17 protein-coding genes are annotated in these 21,673 nt (G+C 64.0%); 11 read left to right on the top strand and 6 right to left on the bottom strand.

Annotation, left to right across the window (positions count from 1 at the left end; all coding sequences use genetic code 11):
* Positions 1-76 precede the first annotated feature (76 nt).
* Genes SPYCA_RS18940 through SPYCA_RS18920 form a run of 5 tightly spaced genes read left to right on the top strand, consistent with a single transcriptional unit; the run spans position 77 to position 8,379 of the window.
* Positions 77-2,296, top strand: coding sequence for a TonB-dependent receptor (locus tag SPYCA_RS18940; protein ID WP_120222586.1), 2,220 nt, complete (start codon positions 77-79; stop codon positions 2,294-2,296).
* Between the two features lie 30 nt (positions 2,297-2,326).
* Positions 2,327-3,301 (top strand): ribokinase, encoded by a 975-nt coding sequence (locus tag SPYCA_RS18935; RefSeq protein WP_120222585.1) that lies wholly within the window; start codon positions 2,327-2,329, stop codon positions 3,299-3,301.
* Positions 3,298-5,433, top strand: a complete 2,136-nt coding sequence (locus SPYCA_RS18930; RefSeq protein ID WP_120222584.1) for a formylglycine-generating enzyme family protein — start codon at positions 3,298-3,300, stop codon at positions 5,431-5,433. Before SPYCA_RS18935 ends, SPYCA_RS18930 begins: the two co-directional genes overlap by 4 nt.
* 4 nt (positions 5,434-5,437) lie before the next feature.
* The gene (locus SPYCA_RS18925; protein WP_120222583.1) at positions 5,438-7,228 is read left to right on the top strand and encodes a glycoside hydrolase family 127 protein; all 1,791 of its coding nucleotides are present in this window, start codon (positions 5,438-5,440) and stop codon (positions 7,226-7,228) included.
* Positions 7,225-8,379 carry a CaiB/BaiF CoA transferase family protein gene (locus tag SPYCA_RS18920; RefSeq protein ID WP_232003709.1) on the top strand — a complete coding sequence of 385 codons (1,155 nt, stop codon included), beginning with the start codon at positions 7,225-7,227 and terminating at the stop codon, positions 8,377-8,379. Before SPYCA_RS18925 ends, SPYCA_RS18920 begins: the two co-directional genes overlap by 4 nt.
* Before the next feature lie 118 nt (positions 8,380-8,497).
* Here the strand turns inward: SPYCA_RS18920 and SPYCA_RS18915 are convergent, their stop codons facing one another.
* From SPYCA_RS18915 to SPYCA_RS18890, 6 genes are read right to left on the bottom strand one after another with little or no spacing between them, the layout of a single operon-like run.
* Positions 8,498-9,625 (bottom strand): NAD(P)-dependent alcohol dehydrogenase, encoded by a 1,128-nt coding sequence (locus SPYCA_RS18915; protein ID WP_120222581.1) that lies wholly within the window; start codon positions 9,623-9,625, stop codon positions 8,498-8,500.
* Positions 9,626-9,659: 34 nt separating this feature from the next.
* A complete protein-coding gene (locus SPYCA_RS18910) occupies positions 9,660-10,415 on the bottom strand; it encodes an SDR family oxidoreductase (protein WP_120222580.1) in 756 nt (251 codons plus the stop codon).
* Positions 10,412-11,359, bottom strand: a complete 948-nt coding sequence (locus SPYCA_RS18905) for a 2-hydroxyacid dehydrogenase (protein WP_120222579.1) — start codon at positions 11,357-11,359, stop codon at positions 10,412-10,414. Before SPYCA_RS18905 ends, SPYCA_RS18910 begins: the two co-directional genes overlap by 4 nt.
* Positions 11,356-12,117: a glucose 1-dehydrogenase gene (locus SPYCA_RS18900; protein WP_120222578.1), complete on the bottom strand. Its 762-nt coding sequence runs from the start codon at positions 12,115-12,117 to the stop codon at positions 11,356-11,358. Before SPYCA_RS18900 ends, SPYCA_RS18905 begins: the two co-directional genes overlap by 4 nt.
* A gap of 9 nt (positions 12,118-12,126) precedes the next feature.
* Entirely contained in the window at positions 12,127-13,071 is a 945-nt protein-coding gene (locus tag SPYCA_RS18895) for an isocitrate lyase/PEP mutase family protein (RefSeq protein ID WP_120222577.1), read from the bottom strand.
* Positions 13,072-13,103: 32 nt separating this feature from the next.
* Positions 13,104-15,959 (bottom strand): TonB-dependent receptor domain-containing protein, encoded by a 2,856-nt coding sequence (locus SPYCA_RS18890; RefSeq protein WP_120222576.1) that lies wholly within the window; start codon positions 15,957-15,959, stop codon positions 13,104-13,106.
* Between the two features lie 224 nt (positions 15,960-16,183).
* Here SPYCA_RS18890 and SPYCA_RS18885 point away from each other — a divergent pair, with 224 nt between their 5' ends.
* From SPYCA_RS18885 to SPYCA_RS18860, 6 genes are all read left to right on the top strand, one after another.
* On the top strand, positions 16,184-17,239 hold the full coding sequence (locus SPYCA_RS18885) for an L-idonate 5-dehydrogenase (protein WP_120222575.1): 1,056 nt from the start codon (positions 16,184-16,186) through the stop codon (positions 17,237-17,239).
* The gene (locus tag SPYCA_RS18880; RefSeq protein ID WP_120222574.1) at positions 17,236-17,559 is read left to right on the top strand and encodes a hypothetical protein; all 324 of its coding nucleotides are present in this window, start codon (positions 17,236-17,238) and stop codon (positions 17,557-17,559) included. Before SPYCA_RS18885 ends, SPYCA_RS18880 begins: the two co-directional genes overlap by 4 nt.
* 126 nt (positions 17,560-17,685) lie before the next feature.
* A complete protein-coding gene (locus SPYCA_RS18875; protein WP_120222597.1) occupies positions 17,686-18,696 on the top strand; it encodes a LacI family DNA-binding transcriptional regulator in 1,011 nt (336 codons plus the stop codon).
* Positions 18,693-19,574, top strand: a complete 882-nt coding sequence (locus SPYCA_RS18870; RefSeq protein ID WP_120222573.1) for an NAD(P)-dependent oxidoreductase — start codon at positions 18,693-18,695, stop codon at positions 19,572-19,574. Before SPYCA_RS18875 ends, SPYCA_RS18870 begins: the two co-directional genes overlap by 4 nt.
* Positions 19,571-20,098, top strand: a complete 528-nt coding sequence (locus tag SPYCA_RS18865; protein ID WP_120222572.1) for a gluconokinase — start codon at positions 19,571-19,573, stop codon at positions 20,096-20,098. Before SPYCA_RS18870 ends, SPYCA_RS18865 begins: the two co-directional genes overlap by 4 nt.
* A gap of 40 nt (positions 20,099-20,138) precedes the next feature.
* Entirely contained in the window at positions 20,139-21,470 is a 1,332-nt protein-coding gene (locus SPYCA_RS18860; RefSeq protein ID WP_172595178.1) for a spinster family MFS transporter, read from the top strand.
* Positions 21,471-21,673: the final 203 nt, after the last annotated feature.

Genomic DNA, 21,673 nt, shown 5'->3' with positions numbered 1-21,673 from the left:
GAACGCAGTCCGGGCCTGTTTGACCTTGGCTTCGACCCTCGCATTATGGCGGCATAAAAATGTGGGAGGGAAGATTATGGTCACCTTGGCTCGCCTGAAGCTGTTGGCCCTGTTGATGGGCACGACATCATCCGTTGCCGTTGCCGCGCAGCAACCTGGCCCGCAACCGGCGGAGCCGACAGTCGCGCAAGAAGCTGCGACGGCCACTCCCGAGGGCCAGGAGCAGGAACTTACCCGCGAGGAGGAAGAAGAAGCTGCGGATCGCGGGTTGATTATCGTGACCGGCAGCCGGACGCCGAAGTCCGTCGATAAAATCCCGGGGGCGGTGACGGTTGTCGGCGCCGAAGAAGTGGATCGCTCGCTGACGATCACCGAAGACCAGACCGCGGTGCTGGCGAAGAACGTGCCGGGATATTCGGAATCGAACCAGACCGCCAATGCTCTTGGCCAGACACTTCGGGGCCGCGTCGCTCTTTATCTGTTCGACGGCATACCGCAGTCGACCCCGCTGCGCGACGGGAGCCGAAATGCGACTTTCACCGATCTCGCTGTCATCGACAGGATCGAGGTAATCGGGGGCGCTTCGGCGGCTGAAGGCATCGGTGCCGCGGGTGGCGTGATAAACTACATTTCCAAACGGGCGACCCGCGCCGGGTTGCGGATCAATTTTGGCGGCCGTTTTGGTACGCAGTTCGAGGACGACAGCGAAAGTTGGAAGATTCAGGGCGACGTTGCCTACAAGAGCGGTGACTTCGACGTGTTCGCGGCAGCCGCCTATCTGGACCGTGGCATCGCTTACGACGCACGCGGTCGCCGCATCGGTTTGTCGTCATCCTTCTCGCTGGCCGACACACGTCAGTACAATGTATTCGGCAAGCTCGGCTTCGACTTCGGGGATGGCAACTCCCAGCGTTTGGAGCTCACTGGAAGTTATTTCCGGCTCGAGGGCAAGGGCAATTACTACTACGTTCCTGGAAGCCGCGCGTCAGGGTTGCCGGACACTTCGGAGCGGGGTCGCCTGCTCGTCAACGGAGTGGATGTCACGCGTCAGGAATTCAACGAATTCAAGCAAGCCGCGCTGAATTACCGGCATGACGATCTGTTCGGAGGCAGCCTGGTTGCCACGGCATACTGGGCTGACCAGGCGATGCGCTTTGCCGGCGAGAACGGCGTCGATCGCCAGGACCCGCTGATCGCGCCGATCGGTACGCTCGTGGATCAGTCGGAAATCAATTCCCTGAAATACGGTTTGCGGACATCGTTCACCCGCCCCGACTTCCTGATCGACGGCTTCGAACTGCGTTTCGGGCTGGACGCCGTTCGCGACACCACCGATCAGAGGTTGGCACTCACCAATCGGGTGTGGGTGCCGCCGCTCAAGTACACAAGCATCGCGCCCTATGTGCAGTTGTCCTACGACTATGGACCAGTAACCGTCACAGGCGGCGTGCGACGCGAGGACGGCCAAGTCGAGGTGGACGATTACACCACCACCTTTTTCCGCAATCGCGCCTTCGTCGAAGGAGGCACTCTCGAATACACCAACGATCTGCTCAACGCCGGCATCGTGGTGCGGCCGGGGGCGGGCTTTTCCGTATTCGCCGCGTACACCGAGGGGTTCACCCTTCCCAACGTTGGCATCCCGCTTCGCAATATCAGCGTGCCGGGGCAGTCTGTCGACGGGATCACCGATCTGCAGGCCGTGGTGTTCGAAAACAAGGAGATCGGGGCGAACTGGCGCGGCAGCTGGGGGAACGCGGGCGTGTCATACTATCGCTCATTCTCGCCGCTAGGTTCGACATTTGCCGTCGATCCGGTCACGCTCGACTTCATTCTCCAGCGCCGGCCGGTGCGGATCACCGGCTTTGAAGCCACCGCCGAGATCAGGCCTTCGCCACAGTTCAAGTTCAACGCGCTCTACAGCCATGTCGAAGGCTTCACCACGCGGGCGAACAATGTCGTCGAACCGGTCGATGTCCAGTTGGGCATCGTCAACATCTCGCCGGACAAGCTCAATCTGACGGCGACCTGGATGCCGGTGCCGGAGGCTTCGATCTCGCTGGGAATGGACAAGCTCATGGGGCGCACCACCAATGCCGGCGAAACCACGACCGGGCGGACGCTCTTCGATCTCACCGCGAAATACCGCGCCGAAGGGCTCGGCGAGGTATCTTTGGGCATCGAGAACCTTTTCAACAAATACTATTTCCTCGCGTTCTCTCAGATCGACTTCTTCCAGAACTATTTTGCCGGGCGGGGCCGGGTGGTATCGCTTAATCTGCGCAGCGAATTTTGAGTTGCCGCAGATCTGATCGGAGGACGCCGCATGACGGGAGCAAGGTCCGGCACCCGGGTGATGGTCGCCGGGTCCGCCAACGTCGACTTCGTGGTACGCGCACCGCATATCCCCGCACCGGGGGAAACCGTTCTCGGCGGCGATTTGCTGGTGGTTCCAGGTGGCAAGGGCGCCAATCAGGCCATGGCCTGCGCCCGGGCGGGGGGAGCCCAGACAACCTTCCTCGCAGCATTGGGCGACGATGCTTTCGCTGGGATAGTCGAGGCATCGCTGCTGAAAGCCGGCGTTTCCGTGCAAGCGGTGCGTTCCGCCCGCTCAACCGGGGCGGCGCTTATCACCGTGTCCGACGATGCCGAGAACGCGATAACGGTCGCACCCGGGGCCAATGCCTCGCTGAAGCCGTCGGACCTACCTGATTTGGGTGACACTCGCGTGTTGGTTCTGCAACTGGAGACGCCCATCGAGACCGTCACGGCGTTTGCGCAAGCGGGGCGGGCGGCCGGTGTCACGGTGCTGTTGAACGCGGCACCGGCGCGCTCGCTGCCGGTTTCATTGCTCCGATCGGTAGACGTGCTGGTGGTCAATGAAGCTGAACTGGCGGCAATTGCTGGCGGTACAGGCACCATCGCCGAGCAGTTGGCAGCGACCGGCGTTGCCTGCGTGATCGCGACTCTCGGCAGTCGCGGGTGCTGCGCTTTGACCCAAGGACAGTATATTTTCCAGCCGGCCTTCCTGGTAGACCCCTGCGACACGACCGCGGCGGGCGACACCTTTGTCGGCGTCCTGGCCGCCGCCCTGGCATGCGGCCGCTCGTTGGCCGATGGACTCGCAGATGCGTCAGCCGCGGCCGCCCTCTCGACCACGAGGCACGGGGCCCAATCCAGCATTCCCGAGATGGCCGAAGTGGCCGCTTTTCGTCTCCAGGCAACCGGTGGCAACTCAGCGGACCTCGCGTCCTATTGCGGGCTGGAAGCAGCCAGTCGCGACATTGAATTGAACGCATGAGTACGCCTCACCGCACCACCAGCGACGTCAAGTTCAGCCATGCGCTGACAGGTCCGTATCTTCCCACCCCAGGCAAGGTGCCGGGCTGGCCATTCACGGGGATGGCCCCGTGGATGATCGACGCCGACGGCGCGGCAGACGAATGGGTGCGCGGTGTCATCGAATGGCGTGCAGAGCATTTGCTCCGCATCGGTTTCGACGATTCGCTGTACCGCGATCCACGGCTGACCTGGGCGCAAGCGAACTTCGTCCACACGCTGACCATGGTCGAAGACCGTTATTTCTACGATCCCGAGGCTGGGCGCTACACCGTCGATCGCTATCTCGACGACTTGGAGGCGCGGTATGGCGGCGTCGACAGTGTGCTTCTCTGGTATATCTATCCCAACATCGGCATCGACGATCGCAGTCAGTTCGATCTCGCCGCGGCGCTTCCCGGCGGGGTTTCGGCGCTGAAACAGGTCGTGGCCGATTTTCACGGGCGCGGGGTCAAGGTGTTCCTGCCGACGATGCCGTGGGACAACGGCACACGCGAAGGCGCCGCGCCCGACTGGGAGCGGATGGCCGATCTCGTGGCCGCAACCGACGCGGACGGAATCAACGGCGACACGTACTCGGGCGTCCCGCGCGCGTTCCACGTAGCCTGCGAGGCGCGCGGTCGACCGGTTGTCCTGCAGCCGGAATCTACTGCTCAGGCGGGAGACCACCATCTCTCGTGGAACCTTCAAAGCTGGACCAAGCGGGTTCCTGACGAGACGATCCCGACGGTCATCAAGCTCAAGTGGCTGGAGCCGCGCCATATCATCAACATCGAAAACCGCTGGAGCCGCAATCGCACCAACGATCTTCAGCACGCGTTCTTCAACGGCATCGGCTATGTCGCGTGGGAGAATGTGTTCGGCTTCATCAACACGTTCACCGAGCGCGACGCCGAAACGCTTCGACGGGTGGCCACTGTTCAACGGGCATTCGCCGCAGAGCTGACGGGACCCGACTGGAGACCTTACGAGCGCACACGGCAGATCGGCATTTTCGCGAGCCGCTGGCCGGGGCAGCAACGGACGCTATGGACCCTGATCAACCGTCAGGAATACCCGATCGAGGGAGAACAGCTCGCGGTGCCACACATCGAAGGCACGGCGTACTACGATGTCTGGAACGGGCAGCCGATTGCGCCACGGATCGAAGGTGACCGGGCGATCTTGAGCGCGCGGATCGAGGCGCATGGATTTGGCGCGTTCCTGGCTGACCGCTCCGCAACCGAACTCGGAAATTTCTTGGCCACCATGCGTGGCTTTGCCGCGCGACCGCTGTCGACCTATTCCGCCAAGTGGCAAGCGGAGCAGCAGCAGATGGTCGCGGCTCAGCCCACCAAATCCTATGGGACAGCGCCTGAAGGCATGGTCGCCATCCCTGCGGCATCCTTCGATTTCAACGTGCGCGGCCTCGTTATCGAGGGCTACGCCAGTGCTGGCGTGGACGTGCAGTATCCATGGGAAAGCGAACCGCGCAGGGCACACCGTCACCGGCTCGATATTGCCGCCTTTGCCATCGATCGGCACCCGGTGACCAATGGCCAGTTCAAGGCGTTTCTCGATGCCAGCGCCTATGCTCCGCGCGATGCGCAGAATTTCCTGGCGCATTGGCGAGACAATGCTCCGCCCACGGGATGGGCGGATCGCCCGGTCATCTGGGTAGGCATCGAGGATGCGCGTGCATATGCCGCGTGGGCTGGAAAGCGCTTACCGCATGAATGGGAATGGCAGTATGCGGCGCAAGGCCTGGATGGAAGGCGATACCCGTGGGGCGACGACTGGCGCGAGGACGCGGTGCCCACGCCATGCCTCGAGCGGCGCATGCCTGACCCGCCGATCGTCGGCAGCCACCCCGCCGGCGCCAGTCCCTTCGGCGTCGAGGACATGGTCGGCACTATCTGGCAATGGACCGACGAATATCGTGACGAGCATATCCGCGCCGCGGTGCTCCGCGGCGGCAGCGCCTACCAGCCGCAAACGTCGCATTGGTATTTTCCGCAAGCCTATGGGCTCGATCAACACGGGAAATATCTGCTGATGGCGCCTGCCAAGGATCGTTCAGCGGGAATCGGATTTCGCTGTGCCGTCGACCTCTGACGCCATGCAACTTGCCCCGCCTGGTGCGGTTTCGCTCGGGGGTATCTTGGGCGAGGCGGTCGAGGCGAATCGCCTGGGACGGCTGTCCCGGTTCATCGTCGACGAGAACAGCCCGGCGATTGCGATCTTCGCTCCGGATGCGGTCGCCACGAACGACCAGGGCGACTGGTACGGCGAGCACGCCGGCAAATGGCTCATCGCCGCCACCAAGGCAGCCCAGCGTGCCAATGACACCGTGCTGCTGGCACGGGTGCGCCAGGTGGCGGACTGGCTAATCGCACGGCAGGACGCCGATGGTTATCTTGGCAATTATGCCCCCGCACGGCGATTCATGCACAAGCAGCCGGCCAAGCTGCCGACATGGAATGGCGAGCCGACGCTTCGCACCTGGGACATCTGGACGCACAGCTACCTCATGCTCGGGCTCATCGAAGTGCACCGCGCTACCGATGAACCAGCCTATCTCGACGCGGCTCGACGGATCGGTGACCTGTGCTGGCGCACGCTCACATCCGGCATCGCCATCACGGAGGTTGGCAACCATTTCGGTCTTTCCGCTTCCATCCTGCTCGACCCGGTAATCGAATTGCACAGCGTTACGAATGATGCCCGCTATCTCGATCTGGCCTTGCTCATCATCGACCAGATGGAAGCCGATCCGGGCAATCGTCTGCTCGGCCAGGCACTTGCGGGTGCCGACCCGTCGGAGATCGCCACCGGCAAGGCCTATCAGTTGCTGTGGAACATGGTCGCCATCGCCAAGCTTTATCGGGCGACTGGAGACCAGCGGTATCTGACCGCGGCGCTCAACTTCTGGCAGGCCGTGAGGGACCGGCATCTGACCCTGGGCGGCGGGCCATGGGGTGGTGTCGCCCACCGATCGCGCGAAGTGTTCAACGCGGCTGGCACCTTCGATCCCGAGGCCTATGTCGAAACGTGTTCGACGATGGCGTGGATCCAGCTCAATCGCGAACTGCTGACAATCACCGCCGAAGCGCGCTTCGCCGAGGAAATCGAGCGCAGCGCCTACAACGATCTGCTCGGCGCGCAGGCCCCCGACGGCGAGGACTGGTGCTACTATAGTTTTGCCAATGGGCGGCGGATCCACACGACCTACTGGCGGTGCTGTAAGTCCAGCGGGGCGATGGCCCTCGAAGAGCTCGCCTCCGTAGCTTACGGCGTTACCGCCGCTGGGGAGATCGCCATAAATCTCCTGGGTCCATCGGACGCCAGGATATCCGTTCCCGGAGTGGGCACGGTGCGAATCGCGCAACGCACGGATTACCCATTCACGGGGGAACTGGAGATTGCCGTCGACGCTGGCGGAGCCACGGTGCCGTTGCTGCTGAGAGTTCCGGAATGGGCGCAAGGCGCTCGGATCGAAGGCAGCGACACGGTGCTAGAACCGGGCCGCTATACGCGCATCGAGACCGATGGGGTCGTGCGAATCGTGCTGGCGATGGTGCCCTGCCTCCACAGCCGCGCCGCGCGCAACGTTCAGGAATCGCTGGCGCCCGATGGGTCGGCGGTCGAGCAGGAGGTGTTGCGCCACGATTACGTCGCTCTGACCAAGGGGCCCTTGGTGTACGCGACGGGACTGGTCGATGGATACAAGACTAGCGAGACGGTGCGGCTTGGTGAAAATCCCGTGCGAGACGTATCCGACGGTACAATCCTTCTCTCGCCTAGGGATCGTGCGCCGCTCGCGTTCGAGCCTTATTACCGCGCTGGTGGCAGAACCCACGGTGCCTGGCGACTGACATGGCTGCGTCTGCCGCCCGAGGAGGCTGCGTGAGCGCGTTTCGCAGCCCCAAGCGTCAGGGTCCGGCGGGGCCACTTTCCGGCATCAAGGTGCTCGATCTCAGCGCCTACATCGCAGGTCCCTACGGCTGCACGCTGCTGGCCGATCAAGGGGCGGATGTCATCAAGGTGGAGCCGCCGGCTGGCGACAATTTGCGCCAGTATCCTTCCACCCTGGAAGGCGAAAACCGCGCATATCTGGGGGTGAACCGTTCGAAGCGAGGAGTGGTGCTCGATCTCAAGATTGCAGCCGACCACCGCGTGCTCCTGGATCTGCTCGAAGACGCCGACGTCCTGGTTCATAATTTCCGGCCTGGCGTTCCGGAACGCCTGGGCATCGGTTATGCTGAGCTGTCCCTTCGCTTTCCCCGGCTGATTTACTGCGCGGTAAGCGGTTATGGGGAAAGCGGGCCGATGGCTCAGCGGGCAGGATACGACCAGGTTCTGCAAGCGATGACGGGCATGTGCGCTCTACAGGGCAAGGCCGATGGACCTCCAGAACTGATTTTTGGCTCGCCGGTAGACTATTACGCCGCAGCGCTCGTCGCGGCGGGGGTGGCATCGGCATTGTATGAGCGCGAACGCAGCGGCCAGGGGCAATCCGTCGGCATATCCCTGCTCCGCTCGGCCTTGACGATGCAATCGGCGCGGCTGGTGCAAGGCCGCGGAGAGCGCCACGACGTGTCGCGTGACATGCGGTCGGGAGGGATCACGGGCTTGCACCCCACGGCGAGTGGCTGGCTGTATTTGTCCGCCAACACCCCGCACTTCTGGCGCGCCTTGTGCGAACGCACCGGGCTGTCGGACTTGGCAGAAGATCCTGCCTTCGACAGCGTGACGAAGCGCGCCCAACACGCCGACAAGCTGGTCGCCCGGCTGCGCGCGGTCTTGCGCAACCGCACGGCGGAGGAATGGGAGGCGCTGCTAGTGGACGCCGTGCCCTGTTCGGTCGTCCGGTCGGTGGAAGACATGTTTGCGCATCCGCAAGTCGCTGCAGAGGATCTGGTGGCGACGATCGAACATCCCACTCTCGGCAGTTATCAGGGGGTGACCCGTCCGATCAAATATTCGCGCACGCCCGGGCCCATGCCCTTTGCTGCACCGATTCTGGATGAAGACGGCCAAGACCTTCGCGCAGGGGGGTAATCGAAAGAACCATCGCAATCGCGTGCGGCCAGACGCTGTCCCTCGATCGGGTGGGCATGCCGAGGGCAGGGTAGCCCTCAAGACCGACCGACGACATTCATTTTGGTTTGGCCAATGGCTACAGGGCTTGATCCGTCATAACGAGAACAGGCTTGATCACGTCGCCGCGTTCGTTCGCTGCGATTGCCTCGTTGATCTCCTCGAACGGAAATGCGCCGATCAACCTGTCGAAGGGAAGGCGGCCATCAACGTGATAGCGTAGGAGTTCGAGGAGGAAGGGGCCGATATCGCTGTCTCCGCCTAGAATTCCCATAACGGTCCGCCCTCCCGACATGAAATGGGCTTCGTTGAAAACCAGATCGTCAGCGGGGTCCGATGCACCGACGATGCCCACGATACCGCGTGGCGCCAGGAGGCCCCATGCATCCTGGATGACCGAATTGCGCCCCGTGGTATCCAGAACGTATCCAAGGCCCAGGGGAAGCAGCGCGCGGATCTTGGCGACGGCATCATCGCGGCCATCGAAGGCGTGTGTGGCGCCCAGTTCCAGTGCAAAGGAGAGACGCTGCGGATTGATATCGATGGCTATTATCGTCTCGCAGCCCGCGATCCTGGCGGCCATGATCGCGGCCATGCCCACTGTTCCGGCGCCGAACACGGCAATTGAGGACCCGGGCCGCACCTTCATGCTGCGCAAGACCGCCCCGGCCCCAGTCATCACGCCGCAGCCGATCGGTGCCAATGTCGCCAGCGGCACCTGCGCCGCCCATTCCGGTATGCGGACCACGTTGCGATCATGGGCGATGGCGTGGGTGGCGAACGCGGACTGGCCGAAGAAATTGGCGTTCATCGCTTCGCCATCCGCGAGCCGCATCGTGGGCGAACCATCGGCGCGCCGTCCCGACCAGTTGTGCGGAAAGAAGTTGTAGCAATAGGTCGGCGCATCGCCATCGCAATTGGGGCATGCGCCGCAGCTGTTGAAGCTCATGACGACACGGTCGCCCGGCTGGGCCGCGGTGACCGCGCTGCCGACTGCCTCGACGATGCCGGCGCCTTCGTGGCCAAGCACAACCGGCAAAGGGACCGGCAGCTGAGCATCCCGAACCGCCAGATCGGTGTGGCAGATGCCGCAGGCGACGATGCGGACGAGGAGTTCGTCGGGTTGCAGATCTGCGAGCGTGACGTCGCTGATCGCGAAGGGATGGTCGTGTCCGCGACAAATCGCGGCCTTTGCGGGGGTGCTCATGGGCTGGACTCCTGCTGCATTTCTATCCGGTCGTTCACCCGCGCCCGATAAAGGGCATTTTCGTCGCCATGATGGTCAGAAACTGGATGTTCGCGTCGAGCGGGAGACTGTCCATATACACTACCGCATCGCCAACATGCTCGAGCGCCATGAGGGGTTCTGCCTGGACCTCGCCGCTGGCCTGCAGCATGCCGGCCGATGCGCCACTGCCGATCGCGCTGGCGGCGTTCCCAATATCGATCTGCCCACACGCGATATCGTATTTGCGGCCTTCGAGCGAGGCGGCCTTGGTCAGCCCCAGGATCCCATGCTTGCTGCAAGCATAGGCTACCGAATTGGGGCGTGGCGTTGTGGCAGCGATCGAGCCGTTGTTGATGATGCGCCCGCCACGCGGGGACTGGTCTCGCATCGCGCGGAACGCGGCCTGGACCACGAGGAATGCCCCGGTCAAATTGACCCCTAGCACGTCGGCCCACTCGTCTTCGGGAACATCCTCGATCGCAACGGGAGAGGCGGCGATCCCGGCATTGTTAAAAACCAGATCGATGCGACCGAACCTGTCCTTCGTGTGCGCGAAAAGCGCGGCGACGGACGCAGCATCGGTCACATCGGTCACCCACGGGCTTGCCTGAGCCGGCGCTTCGATGGCCGCGGCAGTTTCCTCCAGCGCCGCGAGGCGCCTTCCGGCGAGAACAAGGCGATAACCCTTCCGGCCGAGCGCTAGAGCAGCAGCCCTGCCGATCCCGCTGCCGGCCCCGGTGACGATCGCGGTTGACCCCACCCTTGTCATACGATGGCGCTCGGCAGCGGATGCCCGGCAAGAAAGGCACGCACATTGTCCAGCACCAGCTCACGCATCGCGGCGCGGCATTCGGTGCTGGCGCTGGCGATGTGCGGGGTGAGGACGACGCGATCGCTTGCGATCAGTTCGGATGGAACGTGTGGCTCGTGGGCGAACACATCGAGTGCCGCGCCCGCGATCTTGTGCTCCCGGATGGCCTGAATGAGAGCGGGCTCGTCCACGACCGAACCGCGGGCGACGTTGACGAGGAACCCGTCCGGTCCAAGCGCCGCCAGGACATCGGAGTCGATCAAGCCCCGGGTGGCCTCGTTCGCCTGGCAAGTGAGCACCAGCACGTCCGCCCACCGCGCCAGCTCGTGAATGCTGGCTTCGAAGGCGAACGGTGCGTCCTTTGGCAAGGGGCCGTGATAACGCACCGACCCGAACGGAGCCAGCCGGTCGGCCGTCGCGCGGCCGATGCGGCCGAGCCCAACGACACCGAAGCGCCGCCCGCTTACGCGGTGCATCAGCGGACGGTCGCCTTCCGGCCACTTGCCGTCGCGAACATGGCGATCCGCTAGTGTGATACCGCGCATCAGGTCGATGGTGAGGCCGACCGCGAGATCCGCCACATCGGTGGTAAGGACATCGGGTGTCGTGGAAACCCGCACCCCGCGCGCGGCCGCGAGTTCGAGGTCCACCTTGTCGTAGCCCACGCCATTAATGGCAATGAGCCCCAAGCCGGGCAGCGCGCTCATCAGGTCCGACGGGCACCCGATGTGACCGCCGGTAATCACCGAGCGAACTTCCCCTGCGCGCGATGCGAGCATGCTGGCCTGCTGTTCCGCGCCCAACTCAAACCAGCGCACGACATCGAGCATGCGGCCAAGTCCGGCTTCGAGCTCCGGGCCGAATGCGCACAGCTGGAGCGCCAGCGGCTTGACGCCGGTCATACGACCACCGTCATCCCGCCATCGACGAAAATCGTCTGGCCGTTGATGTAGTCCGATGCGGGCGAGGCGAGCAGCACGGCGATGCCCTGCAGGTCTTCGAGCCGGCCCCAGCGTCCCGCCGGCGTCCGCGCTCGGAGCCAAGAATCAAACGCCGGATCGTCCACGAGGGCTTTGTTCAGCGGGGTATCGAAATAGCCGGGCGCGATCGCGTTGACCTGTATCCCGAAGCGTGCCCAGTCCGCGCACATCCCCCGGGTGAGATTGCGCACCGCGCCTTTGGAAGCGGCATAGGGCGCGATCGTGGGGCGGGCGAGCTCGGCCTGGACGCTCGCAATATTGATGATCTTGCCCCGACCACGCTCAATCATCGCCGGTGCGAGCGCCTTGCTGACCAGATAGACGCTGTCCAAGTTGGTACGCATCAGCGCGTGCCAGTCGGCATCGTCGAATTCATGCAGCGCCGCGCGACGCTGGATGCCGGCGTTGTTGACCAGGATGTCGATGGTCGTGCCGCCGTCCATCAGCGTGGCCACGGCGTCGCGAACCTCGACTGCATCGGTTACGTCGAACGCCGCCACCGACACGCGTGCGCCCTGTTTTTCCAGCCGCGCGGCCGCGTCCTCAAGCGCATCGGTGTTGCGTCCGTTCAAGACAACCGACGCGCCGGCCCGTGCCAATCCTTCGGCTAACGCAAAGCCGATTCCGCCCGCGCCGCCGGTGACCAGCGCGGTGCGACCCGCAAGGCTGAACATCTCCATCGGTCAGCCTCAGAGACGGTCTTCGATGGCAGTCCGGACAAAGCCCTCAGGGAACTCCTCGACCTTATTCCCCACAATCGTGTATTCTTTGCCGCCGCCCGTAAAGCGATTCTCCAGCTCCATGTAGGATTGCGGATCGAACAGCGGGGTGGCGCTCATACCCATGACACCCGTCGCGTCGACCTTCTGGCAGGTGTAGTGGCACCCTTGCTGCTTCACGTTGTGCAGCCCGTGCTCGAGCATACCGTCCATCGCCGCCTTGAGCGTGTAATGCATCGTCATCAGATTGAACCCGAGAGGGTAGATCTGGTCGACGGTGACAGCTGGCTTGCCATCGATGTCGCGGACGTCGGGGAACATCTTCCAGCCCGGCACCTTCTGCGCGACGTGCTTGGCATGATCCAGCGTGCCGATCTTGACCACCGTGGTCATCTGCGCGCCGAGTTCATGCGCCATGCGCATCCGTTCGCAGCCTTCGTCCATTTCGGTTTCCGGATCGGCATTGGTGCGAGCGATCAGGAAGCAATCGCTGCCCTCGAGAGCAGCTAGGGCGGCCTTGACCTTCTCGTAGTATTTTTCGCGCGGGAGCAGGCCGGTCGATTCCTCCATGTCGCTCGCGTCTTCGAGCTGGAGAGCCTTCGCACCCGCCATCGCCAGCCGGCGGGCGCTGCGGTAAACCGCCAGAGGACCGCCGAAGCCATCCTCGATATCGGCTGCGAGCGGAATGGCCGAGGTCTGGCTGATCCTGCTGGTGATCCATTCCACATCGGTCAGGTTGGTGAAGCCGTAGTCGATCACCCCGTTCATGGCGATCGAGACCTCGCCCCCGCTCAACATCATGGCTTCGAAGCCGACAAGCTCGACAGCACGTGCCGAGGCGCAATCGTAAACGCACGGGGCCACGATGCAGTGATCGGAGCGGTCGAGTAGACGAAAAAGGGATTTATCGGCCATGGACTGGGTTCGTTTTCCTGAAGCTTGAGGGATCAGAGTTTGATGCGGGCGCCGACCTTGAACGAGCGGCCGACGGGATCGAAATAGACTTGGTTGGTCGCGCCCTGGGCGCTGGCGGCCAGCGGCGGATCGGCATCGAGCACGTTGTTGACCACCGCGAACAGTTCCGCCTGCGTCCCGACACGAACCGTGGCGCCCAGGTCGAGGTAGAAAGCACTATCGACGCGGTTGGTGTTGATGCTGTTGGCGCGTGTGGGCGCGTATCCGGCATCTTCCGGACCAACCAGCGTCGTGTCGAAGATACCTTCCGGGATGTATTTGGCGTGGGCGCTGAGCGAGACATCGCCCATCGTCCACACCACATTGCCATCGACGATCCAGTCGGGAACGCCGGTCGTGGTGCCGGGTCGGAACCCCGTCTGCCCGGTACGATCGACACCGCCAATGGTAAGCTCGAGATAGCGTGTCGCCAGCAGACGCAGGTCGAGGCTGCCGAGCGCCCCCATCCCGGTGCGGTAGCTGGCTTCGAAATCGATGCCGCGGTTTGTAATCGCGCTGACGTTCTGCAGCACGTCGCTGACGCTGACCAGGGTGGTGCCGGACCGCACGACGAATTGGCACAGCTCGGTCTGCCCCGCGGCGCATCGGTCCACCACGACTTGTGCGCCCAGCGTCGAGATCGCGCCTTGGAGATCGATGTCGTAGTAATCCACCGACAAGCGAAACCCGTTGAGGAAGCCCCACGTCGGCGCAAGCACCACGCCAGCCGTCCAGGTATCGGCCTTTTCCGGAGCCAGCGCGGGATTGGCGCCCGAGAAGGCGTTGACCTGGATCTGCGCGCCGTTGTTCAGCGGATCCAGCACCGTCGTGCGGCCCAGGGTGACCGGGCCAAACAGTTCGGTGAGGTTGGGCGCGCGGATGTCGCGCGACCGCGTTGCGCGGAACCGGATCTCCTCGATCGGTGCGAACACCACGCCCACCTTCCAGGTTGTGGCGTCGACTTCGGTTTCGCTCTGGCCGGGAGTTGAGCGCGTGTAATGCGTCTGGCGGACGGCGCCGTTGAGCTCCAGCGTATCGACGAAGCTCAGTCCGCCCAGCAGCGGGGCAGATGCCTCCACATAGCCTTCGACCACTTCGATGGTGCCGTTCACCGCCTTGGCGTTGAACGACCAGAAGGCATTGGCGGTGGACAGCGCGTCGGCCGCGCCGACCGCCTTGTCGCGGCGGAATTCGGCACCCGCGGCGATGGCAAATTCGCCGCCGGGCAGCGTGAACAGCGAGCCGGTGACATTGCCGGCAACCACGTGCTGGGTGGAATCGGTGGTCTGGAAACCCGAGGGGGCGACATAGGCTTCGGCGGCCGCGGATACATTGCCCGCGCCGAAGATGTTGAGCGGCTGGCAGTTCGGGTCGTCGTTGGTTGTGACAGCGTCGGTATTGATGCGGCACAGGACCTGGTTACCCACCCGCACCGCGTCGACCGCATTGGTCACGCGCGCATTGACAATATTGCCGGTATAGACCTGCTGGAATTCGTTGCGGCCATACTGGTAATAGGCATCCCAGCGCCAGCCGTCGGCAATGCGGCCGTCCAGCGACAATACGGCGCGATAGGTTTCGTTTCGCGCGGAGTTGACCGAGCCGTTCAGGTCCATGAACGCGCGCCCCAGCGTGAACGAGGTGATCGCGTTCGCGTCCATGATCGCTGCAACGCTGGCGGGAAGAAACTCATTGTCTCGGCGGATGGTCACCGTTGACCGCGCGACCGATCCGATGACCGTTCCGTCCACGCGGCCATAGGACAGATCCAGGTTCGCCCTGAGCGCATCCGAGAATTCAAAGGCGCCGCGCGCATAGGCGACGTATCGCTCCACGGGCGGGATGAGCAGGATACCGTCCAGGAAACCATTGCGCACCGATTCGGTCCCGCCCAGCGTGAACAGCGGCGACGGATTGGTCCCGAAGATCGTCCCGAAATCGTAGGGAAAAGTGGTGCGGTCCGGATTGAAGGCGATCCCGCGTAGCGGCCCGGAGTTGGCCACGATCAACCCGCCCGAGGACAGCGTACCTGTTCCCGCCGGACCGCCACGGATGCTGGCGGGAAGCCCCCCGGCGCCAGCGGGCGTGTTACCGATCAATTGTTCGGTCGGGCACCAGCTGCGCGTGTAACAGTCACCCAATCCGTCCGCATTGTCGTATTCGCCGGCGATCATGAAATGGCCGCGATCATCCGCGAAGCGCGTGCCATAGGCGAGTTGCACGTTCTGGCTGCCGAAATCGCCGCGCTCCGAAACACCGGCCTGGACAGCGCCCTTGAACCCCTCGAGACTGTCGTCGAGAATGAAGTTGACCACCCCCGCCACCGCATCTGAGCCGTAGGCGGCCGAGGCACCCCCGGTCACGACTTCGGTGCGAGAGACCAGCGAGCTCGGGATCAGGTTGACGTCGATCGTACCCTGCGTGGTCGAAGGGACAAAGCGTTTGCCGTCGACCAGCACCAGCGTCCGGGTCGCGCCGAGGCCGCGCAGATCGAGTATGCGTGCCCCCACGTTGCCGCCGGTCGCCTGCTGCGTGGCGGGCGTGACCAGCGGTCGGAAAGACGGAAGCTCGTTAAGCGCCTCGCCGACGTTCGTGATGGCGCGTTGCTCGAGCCGTTCCGCGCCGACCACGGTAAGCGGCGTGGGCGCCGCCGAGCCATCGCGCACCACCCGGCTGCCGGTTACGGTGATGGCCTGGTCTTCCGCCGCCTGCTCCTGCGAAAGCGGATCCGCGGGCACGGCATCCTGCGCGAAGGCCGGAGCGGACGCCATGACAACGCCAAGCGCCGTTCCGAGCGTCAGCTTTGCGAATCGAGCCGCAAACGGGGCGGGCGAATTTGACCGGTGCATTTCCCATCCTTTCCCTATCCTGCCGGTCTCCACGAGCGAGAAGCTCGCATGGCCAGCTGTGATATGATGTGACCGATAACATCAGAGTCGGACCGTGTCCACTGGCGGAATATTTTTGTTTTTCGGATAGACGAGGACGCATCACCGGCAATCATGTTGTCATACGGAATCCATCGTGATACCGAGCACATTGACAAGTTGAACGGTATAGAGAGGAACGCGCCATGCTCGCGGCTGTCTGCCACGGCGCCAAGGACCTGCGGATCGAACCCGTCCAGGATCGGCCCTTGCGGCCCGACGAGGTGCGAGTGGCGGTGGCTTATGGCGGGATTTGCGGGTCCGACCTTCATTATTACCACCGCGGCGCCGTCGGCGATTTCGCGCTGCGCGAACCGATGACCCTTGGTCATGAGATCTCTGGCACGATCGTCGAGATGGGCGAGCCCGCGGCCGAGCTAAAGGTCGGCATGAAGGCCGCTCTCGATCCCAGCCGTCCTTGTCTGATCTGCCGCCAATGCCGCAGCGGCCGCAGCAATCTGTGCGAGGACATGCTATTCCTTGGCAGCGCCGGACGCTTTCCTCATAGCCAGGGAGGTTTCAGCCAGCACCTGATCCTGCGCCGGGATCAGGTCGTGCCCGTCCCGCCGGAAACCGACCTCCTGCGCCTGTCGGTGGCGGAGCCCCTGTCGGTGGGATTGCACGCGGTGGCCCGCGCCGGGTCGCTCATGGGCAAGCGCGTTGTGGTCAGCGGATCCGGGCCGATCGGGTTGCTCACCGCGCGCTCCGCCGCACTCGCGGGGGCAAGTGCAGTGGTGTGCACGGACATCGAGGACGCTCCGCTCACGGTCGCAACACAAGCCATGGGCGCATCCGCCGTAATCAACGTGGCGCAAGATCCCGATGGCCTCGAGCGATTGGCTGCCGAGCAGGGTGAGTTCGATGTGGCCTTCGAAGCATCGGGTTCGCAAGCCGCGCTGGCGGCGCTGTTCCGTGTCATCCGTCGTGGCGGCCGCATCGTCCAGGTCGGGATGATGCCACCGGGCTTGGCACCCGTGCCGATCAATCTCCTCCAGGCACGCGAGATCGAACTGGTCGGTGCCTTTCGTGCGCATGACGAATTCCGGCAGGCGGTGGACCTGATCGTGGCGGGCACGGTCGACGTGTCGCCGATTCTGTCGGGCACCTATCCGCTGGAGCAGACAGCCGAGGCGCTGGAACGCGCTGGCGATCGATCGCGCGTGGTCAAGCTGCACATTGCCGTAACGGAGGATGCTGCGTGATTACCCGCACGGCAATCTTCGAAGGCACATTCGTCCTCGAGGGAAAGGCGCGCTTTTTCGAACTGGTGGAAGAGCAATTGGCGCCGCTGTGGCGCCAGTTCCCCGGTTCGCTGGGGGTGCGCTGGTACAAGATCGACCAAGCCGATGACACCGCGCACCCGATCGTGATGATCCAGCAAATCGACTACCCCTCGCGCACGGTGATGGAGCAGGCGCTGGCATCGCCGGTGCGGGACCAGGCGCGTGCGGTCACGCTCGAAATCATGCGATTTCTCGACGGAACGTTTTACCACTACATCAGCGAAGGCGGCGCGCGCTGATCGCGCGCTGGGCGGCTGGCGTATGCTGGGCGCGGCAAGGATCAATCGGCGATGACGGCAAACCAGGGTCTCGAATCGACCGCTCAGGGCACGCGCCGGCGGCCGGGCGGATCGGGCCGGCCCACCATCCGGGACGTGTCGCAGCTGGCAGGCGTGTCGCGCATGACGGTGTCGCGCGTTATCAGCGATCCCGAACTGGTGCTTCCCGCGACCCGCGAACGTGTGCTCAAGGCCATCGCCGATCTTGGTTATGTGCCGGACCGGGCAGCGGGCAGCCTTTCGAGCCGGCGCACGGGCTTCATCGCGCTGATCCTTCCGACCCTCACCAACGCCAACTTCGCCGCGGTTGCGCATGGGCTGACCGAGGTGCTGAGGGACGCCGACTATCACTTGCTGATCGCTTACACCGAATACGACATGGCCGAAGAGGAACGCCAGTTGCGCGCGCTGCTCGCACGCCGGCCCGAGGCTATCGTGCTGACCGGCGCGGTTCACAGGCGCAACGCGTCAAGACTGCTTATCGCCGCCGACATCCCGATCATAGAAATCGCCGATCTGCCCCAGCAGCCAATCGAGCATGCGATCGGTTTTTCGAACTACCATGTCGGCCGTACCGCGGCGCGGTACCTCATCGACAAGGGATTCAGCCGCATCGGTGCCATTGCCGCCGCCAACCAAGGTGACGTCGTCGATCATCGCGGCGAGGAACGTATGCGCGGGTTCGAGGAGGAACTGGCGATCGCCGGATTGGGCACCGAGCGGGTTCTGCGGCACGGCCATGCCCCGGTCAGTTTCGCTCATGGTGCTGCTGCAATGGCCGAAATGATTGATAGCAAGCCAGGGGTCGAGGCGTTGTTTGCCGTGTCCGACCTGTCGGCAGTCGGCGCGATCATGGAATGCGAGCGCCGCGGTCTACGAGTTCCCGGGGACATCTCGATAATGGGCTTCGGCGACTTCGAGATCGGCCGCGAGATCAATCCGCCGTTGACGACCATCCATGTCGATTTCGCCGCCCTGGGCCGGCGCGCCGCCGAAATGATCATGGGAGTTCTGTCGTCCGATATGCGCGAGCCGCCCCGCTTGGTCGACGTCGGCCTGCGGTTGATCGAGCGGGCATCCGTGGCGAAACCTGCATGAAGGTCGCCGTGATAGGCGTGGGCACTATGGGCTCGGCCATTGCAGAGCGTCTGCTGGCGACCGGTGCGACGGTCGCCGTCCACGACAGCGATCCGCAAGCCAGGGCTGCCGGCGAAGCGATGGGCGCGATTGCGGCCGCAAGCGGCGAAGAAGCGGCCGCGTTCGCCGATTATGTCATCATCAGCCTGAATACCGCGGGGATCGTGGAGGCGGCGGTTTTTGGCGAGGGCGGGGTCGCCCGCGCCGGCACGCCCGAGAAGATCCTGATCGACATGTCGAGCATCGACCCGGCGCGAACGTCCGAATTGAGCAGGCGGCTGGTCGAGTCCACGGGGATGCGCTGGGTCGATGCGCCGCTATCCGGGGGGGCACCCGCGGCTCGCGCGGGGCAACTTACATTGATGGTGGGCGGCGATAGCGCGGATTTCGATGCGGCGCGGTCTGTGCTCGAGCGCCTCGCGAGCCGGATCACCCATGTCGGCCAATCTGGAGCGGGACAGACCGTCAAATTGGTCAATCAAATCCTTTGCGCCCTCAATTTCCTTGCGGTGGCGGAAGCCGTCCGCTTTGCCGAGGCCAACGGAATCGATGCCGCAGCCATTCCCGATGCACTGGCAGGCGGACGCGCGGATTCGCGCATTCTCCAGGAATTCATGGCCAAGATGGCGCGCCGCGATTTCACGCCGACCGGACGGATCGACAACATGCTGAAGGATCTCGAGACGGTGCAGGCGGCCGCGTCCGCTCATCGAGTCGCCCTGCCTCTCACGTCGCTCGCCAGCGATCTGCATCGCATGCTCGTGGCCGCCGGGCACGGTCCGGCGGACAGCGCCGAATATATGCGCCTGTTCGACATGGGGCGTGGCAACAGCGGATGAGCGGGCCGATCGTGGTGATGGGGCCGAGTGGATGCGGCAAGTCGACCATCGCGCCCCTGCTGGCGCGAGCGTTGCTGCTGACCTTCGTCGAAGGCGACGACCTGCATCCGCCGGCCAATCGCGAGCGCATGGCGCGTGGGCAGGCGCTGACCGATGACGACCGGGCGCCGTTCCTCAACGCCGTGGCCGAGCGGCTCGCCCGCGAACCGCGGTCGGTGGTGAGCTGTTCGGCGCTCAAGCGCAGCTATCGCGATCAGCTGAGGGCCGGTGTGCCCGACCTCGTCTTCATCCACCCCGCCGTGCCGTTCGCGGAGCTGGCGAGGCGAGTGTCGGAACGCAGCAGCCATTTCATGCCCGCGAGCCTGCTCGCAAGCCAGCTTGCGGCGCTCGAGCCACTCATGGCGGACGAGGCGGGATTCACTGTCGATGGCGCGATGGAGCCGGCCGAGCAGGTTTTGGCGGTTCTGGATTACCTACCCGTAATCGCCTGGAGCGCCGGGACCGTTCAGCCATCGAACCAATAAAGCGCCGCCTCGATGTGGCCGAGCCGGAGAGGATATGCTGATGACGACACCAACGGCTGCGCCCATCGACGATGACGGCGACTGGCCTGCTCCGCGCCGGGGCTGGATGCTCGTGCTGCTGCTCGCGCTCGCCTCCATCGTCTCGCAGTTCGACCGGACCGTGATCAATCTGATGGTCGAGCCCCTGAAGGCCGATTTCGAACTGAACGACACTCAGTTCGGGATGTTGCAGAGCGTCGCATTCGGAATTTTCTACGTGCTGGCATGCATCCCGATCGGCCGCTTGGCCGACAACCACAGCCGCAGGGTGATCATTGGTTCGGCTCTCGCCTTGTGGAGCGTGTTTGCAATGTGCTCGGGCCTGGCGCGCTCCTATGCGCAGCTGTTTCTAACGCGCATCGGCGTGGCGGTCGGCGAGGCCAGCCTGACGCCCGCTGGCCTTTCCATGCTCGCCGACAGCTTTCCGCCCGAAAGGCTTGGACGACCGGTGAGCGGCTTCCTGTTGAGCGCACCGATTGGCCAGGGACTGGCGTTTATCGGCGGAGGCAGCTTGCTCGCGTGGCTGACCACGACGCCGCTGATGGACACGCCGATGTTGAACGGCTTCGAGCCCTGGCAGGTCGCCTTCCTGATTGTCGGCGCCCCCGGGCTGCTACTTGTCCCGTTCTTCTTTCTCGTGCGAGAGCCCCGCCGCCGCGGTTCAGGGTCCAAATCGCCGTTGACGAAACGCGAAGTGCTGGCGGTCATCATTAGCCGCCGTAGGGCGCTGGTGCCGATGTTCTGCGGGTTCGCGATGGTGTTGCTGGTGGCCTATTCCTTCGCGATCTGGACACCGGCCTTGCTCGAGCGGACATACGGCTGGGGTCCGGGCAAGATCGGCTTGTGGTATGGGCTGGTCCTCCTGGTATTCGGTACCAGCGGCGTGTTCGTGGCCGGCCTGCTCAGCGATTGGCTGAGTGCCCGTGGCCGGGCCGACGCCCCGTTGCGCGTCGCCGCGGGCGGATTTGCTGTTTGCGGGGTTGCCGGCGCGATCGCTCCGCTGATGCCGACTGCGGAGCTAGCGCTCGGTCTGCTGGCGATCGCCACCTTCTGCGGCAACATGCCCTTTCCTTGCGCCGCGACATCGCTGCAGGTGATCGTGCCAAATCGTGCCCGCGCGCAGGTGAGTGCCGTGTACGTCACCTTTACGACGCTCATCGGGCTCAGTCTGGGCCCCCTCGTCGTCGGGATCATGACCGACTTCGTATTCCGCGATCCCTCGCAAATCCGATATTCGCTGAGCGTTGTGGTGGCGACAGCGGCGCCTGTCATGGTCATCCTGATGCTCGTCGCGCTGCGTCCCTACGCCGCCGCACGCGCACAGGCGGACTAGCGGGAAATCATGGTGCGCAGTTGGTCGCTCGTGATCGCGACGGGCCAAACCTCCGACGCGGGCAAGCCTTCGAGACTCCTGTCGCCAATGGCCAATTTGGCCAAAGCGGCGCCGATCATTTGGGGTATATGAGCCCCTGCCGATATGTGCGGTGAGTCTAAGAATGTGTGACCGCGATCGGTTTGCGCAGAGGCGAGTACGGC

The sequence above is a fragment of the Sphingopyxis sp. FD7 genome, from assembly GCF_003609835.1.
In the GTDB taxonomy this organism is placed as follows: Bacteria; Pseudomonadota; Alphaproteobacteria; order Sphingomonadales; family Sphingomonadaceae; genus Sphingopyxis.
This window is presented reverse-complemented; position numbering and strand designations above follow the sequence as displayed.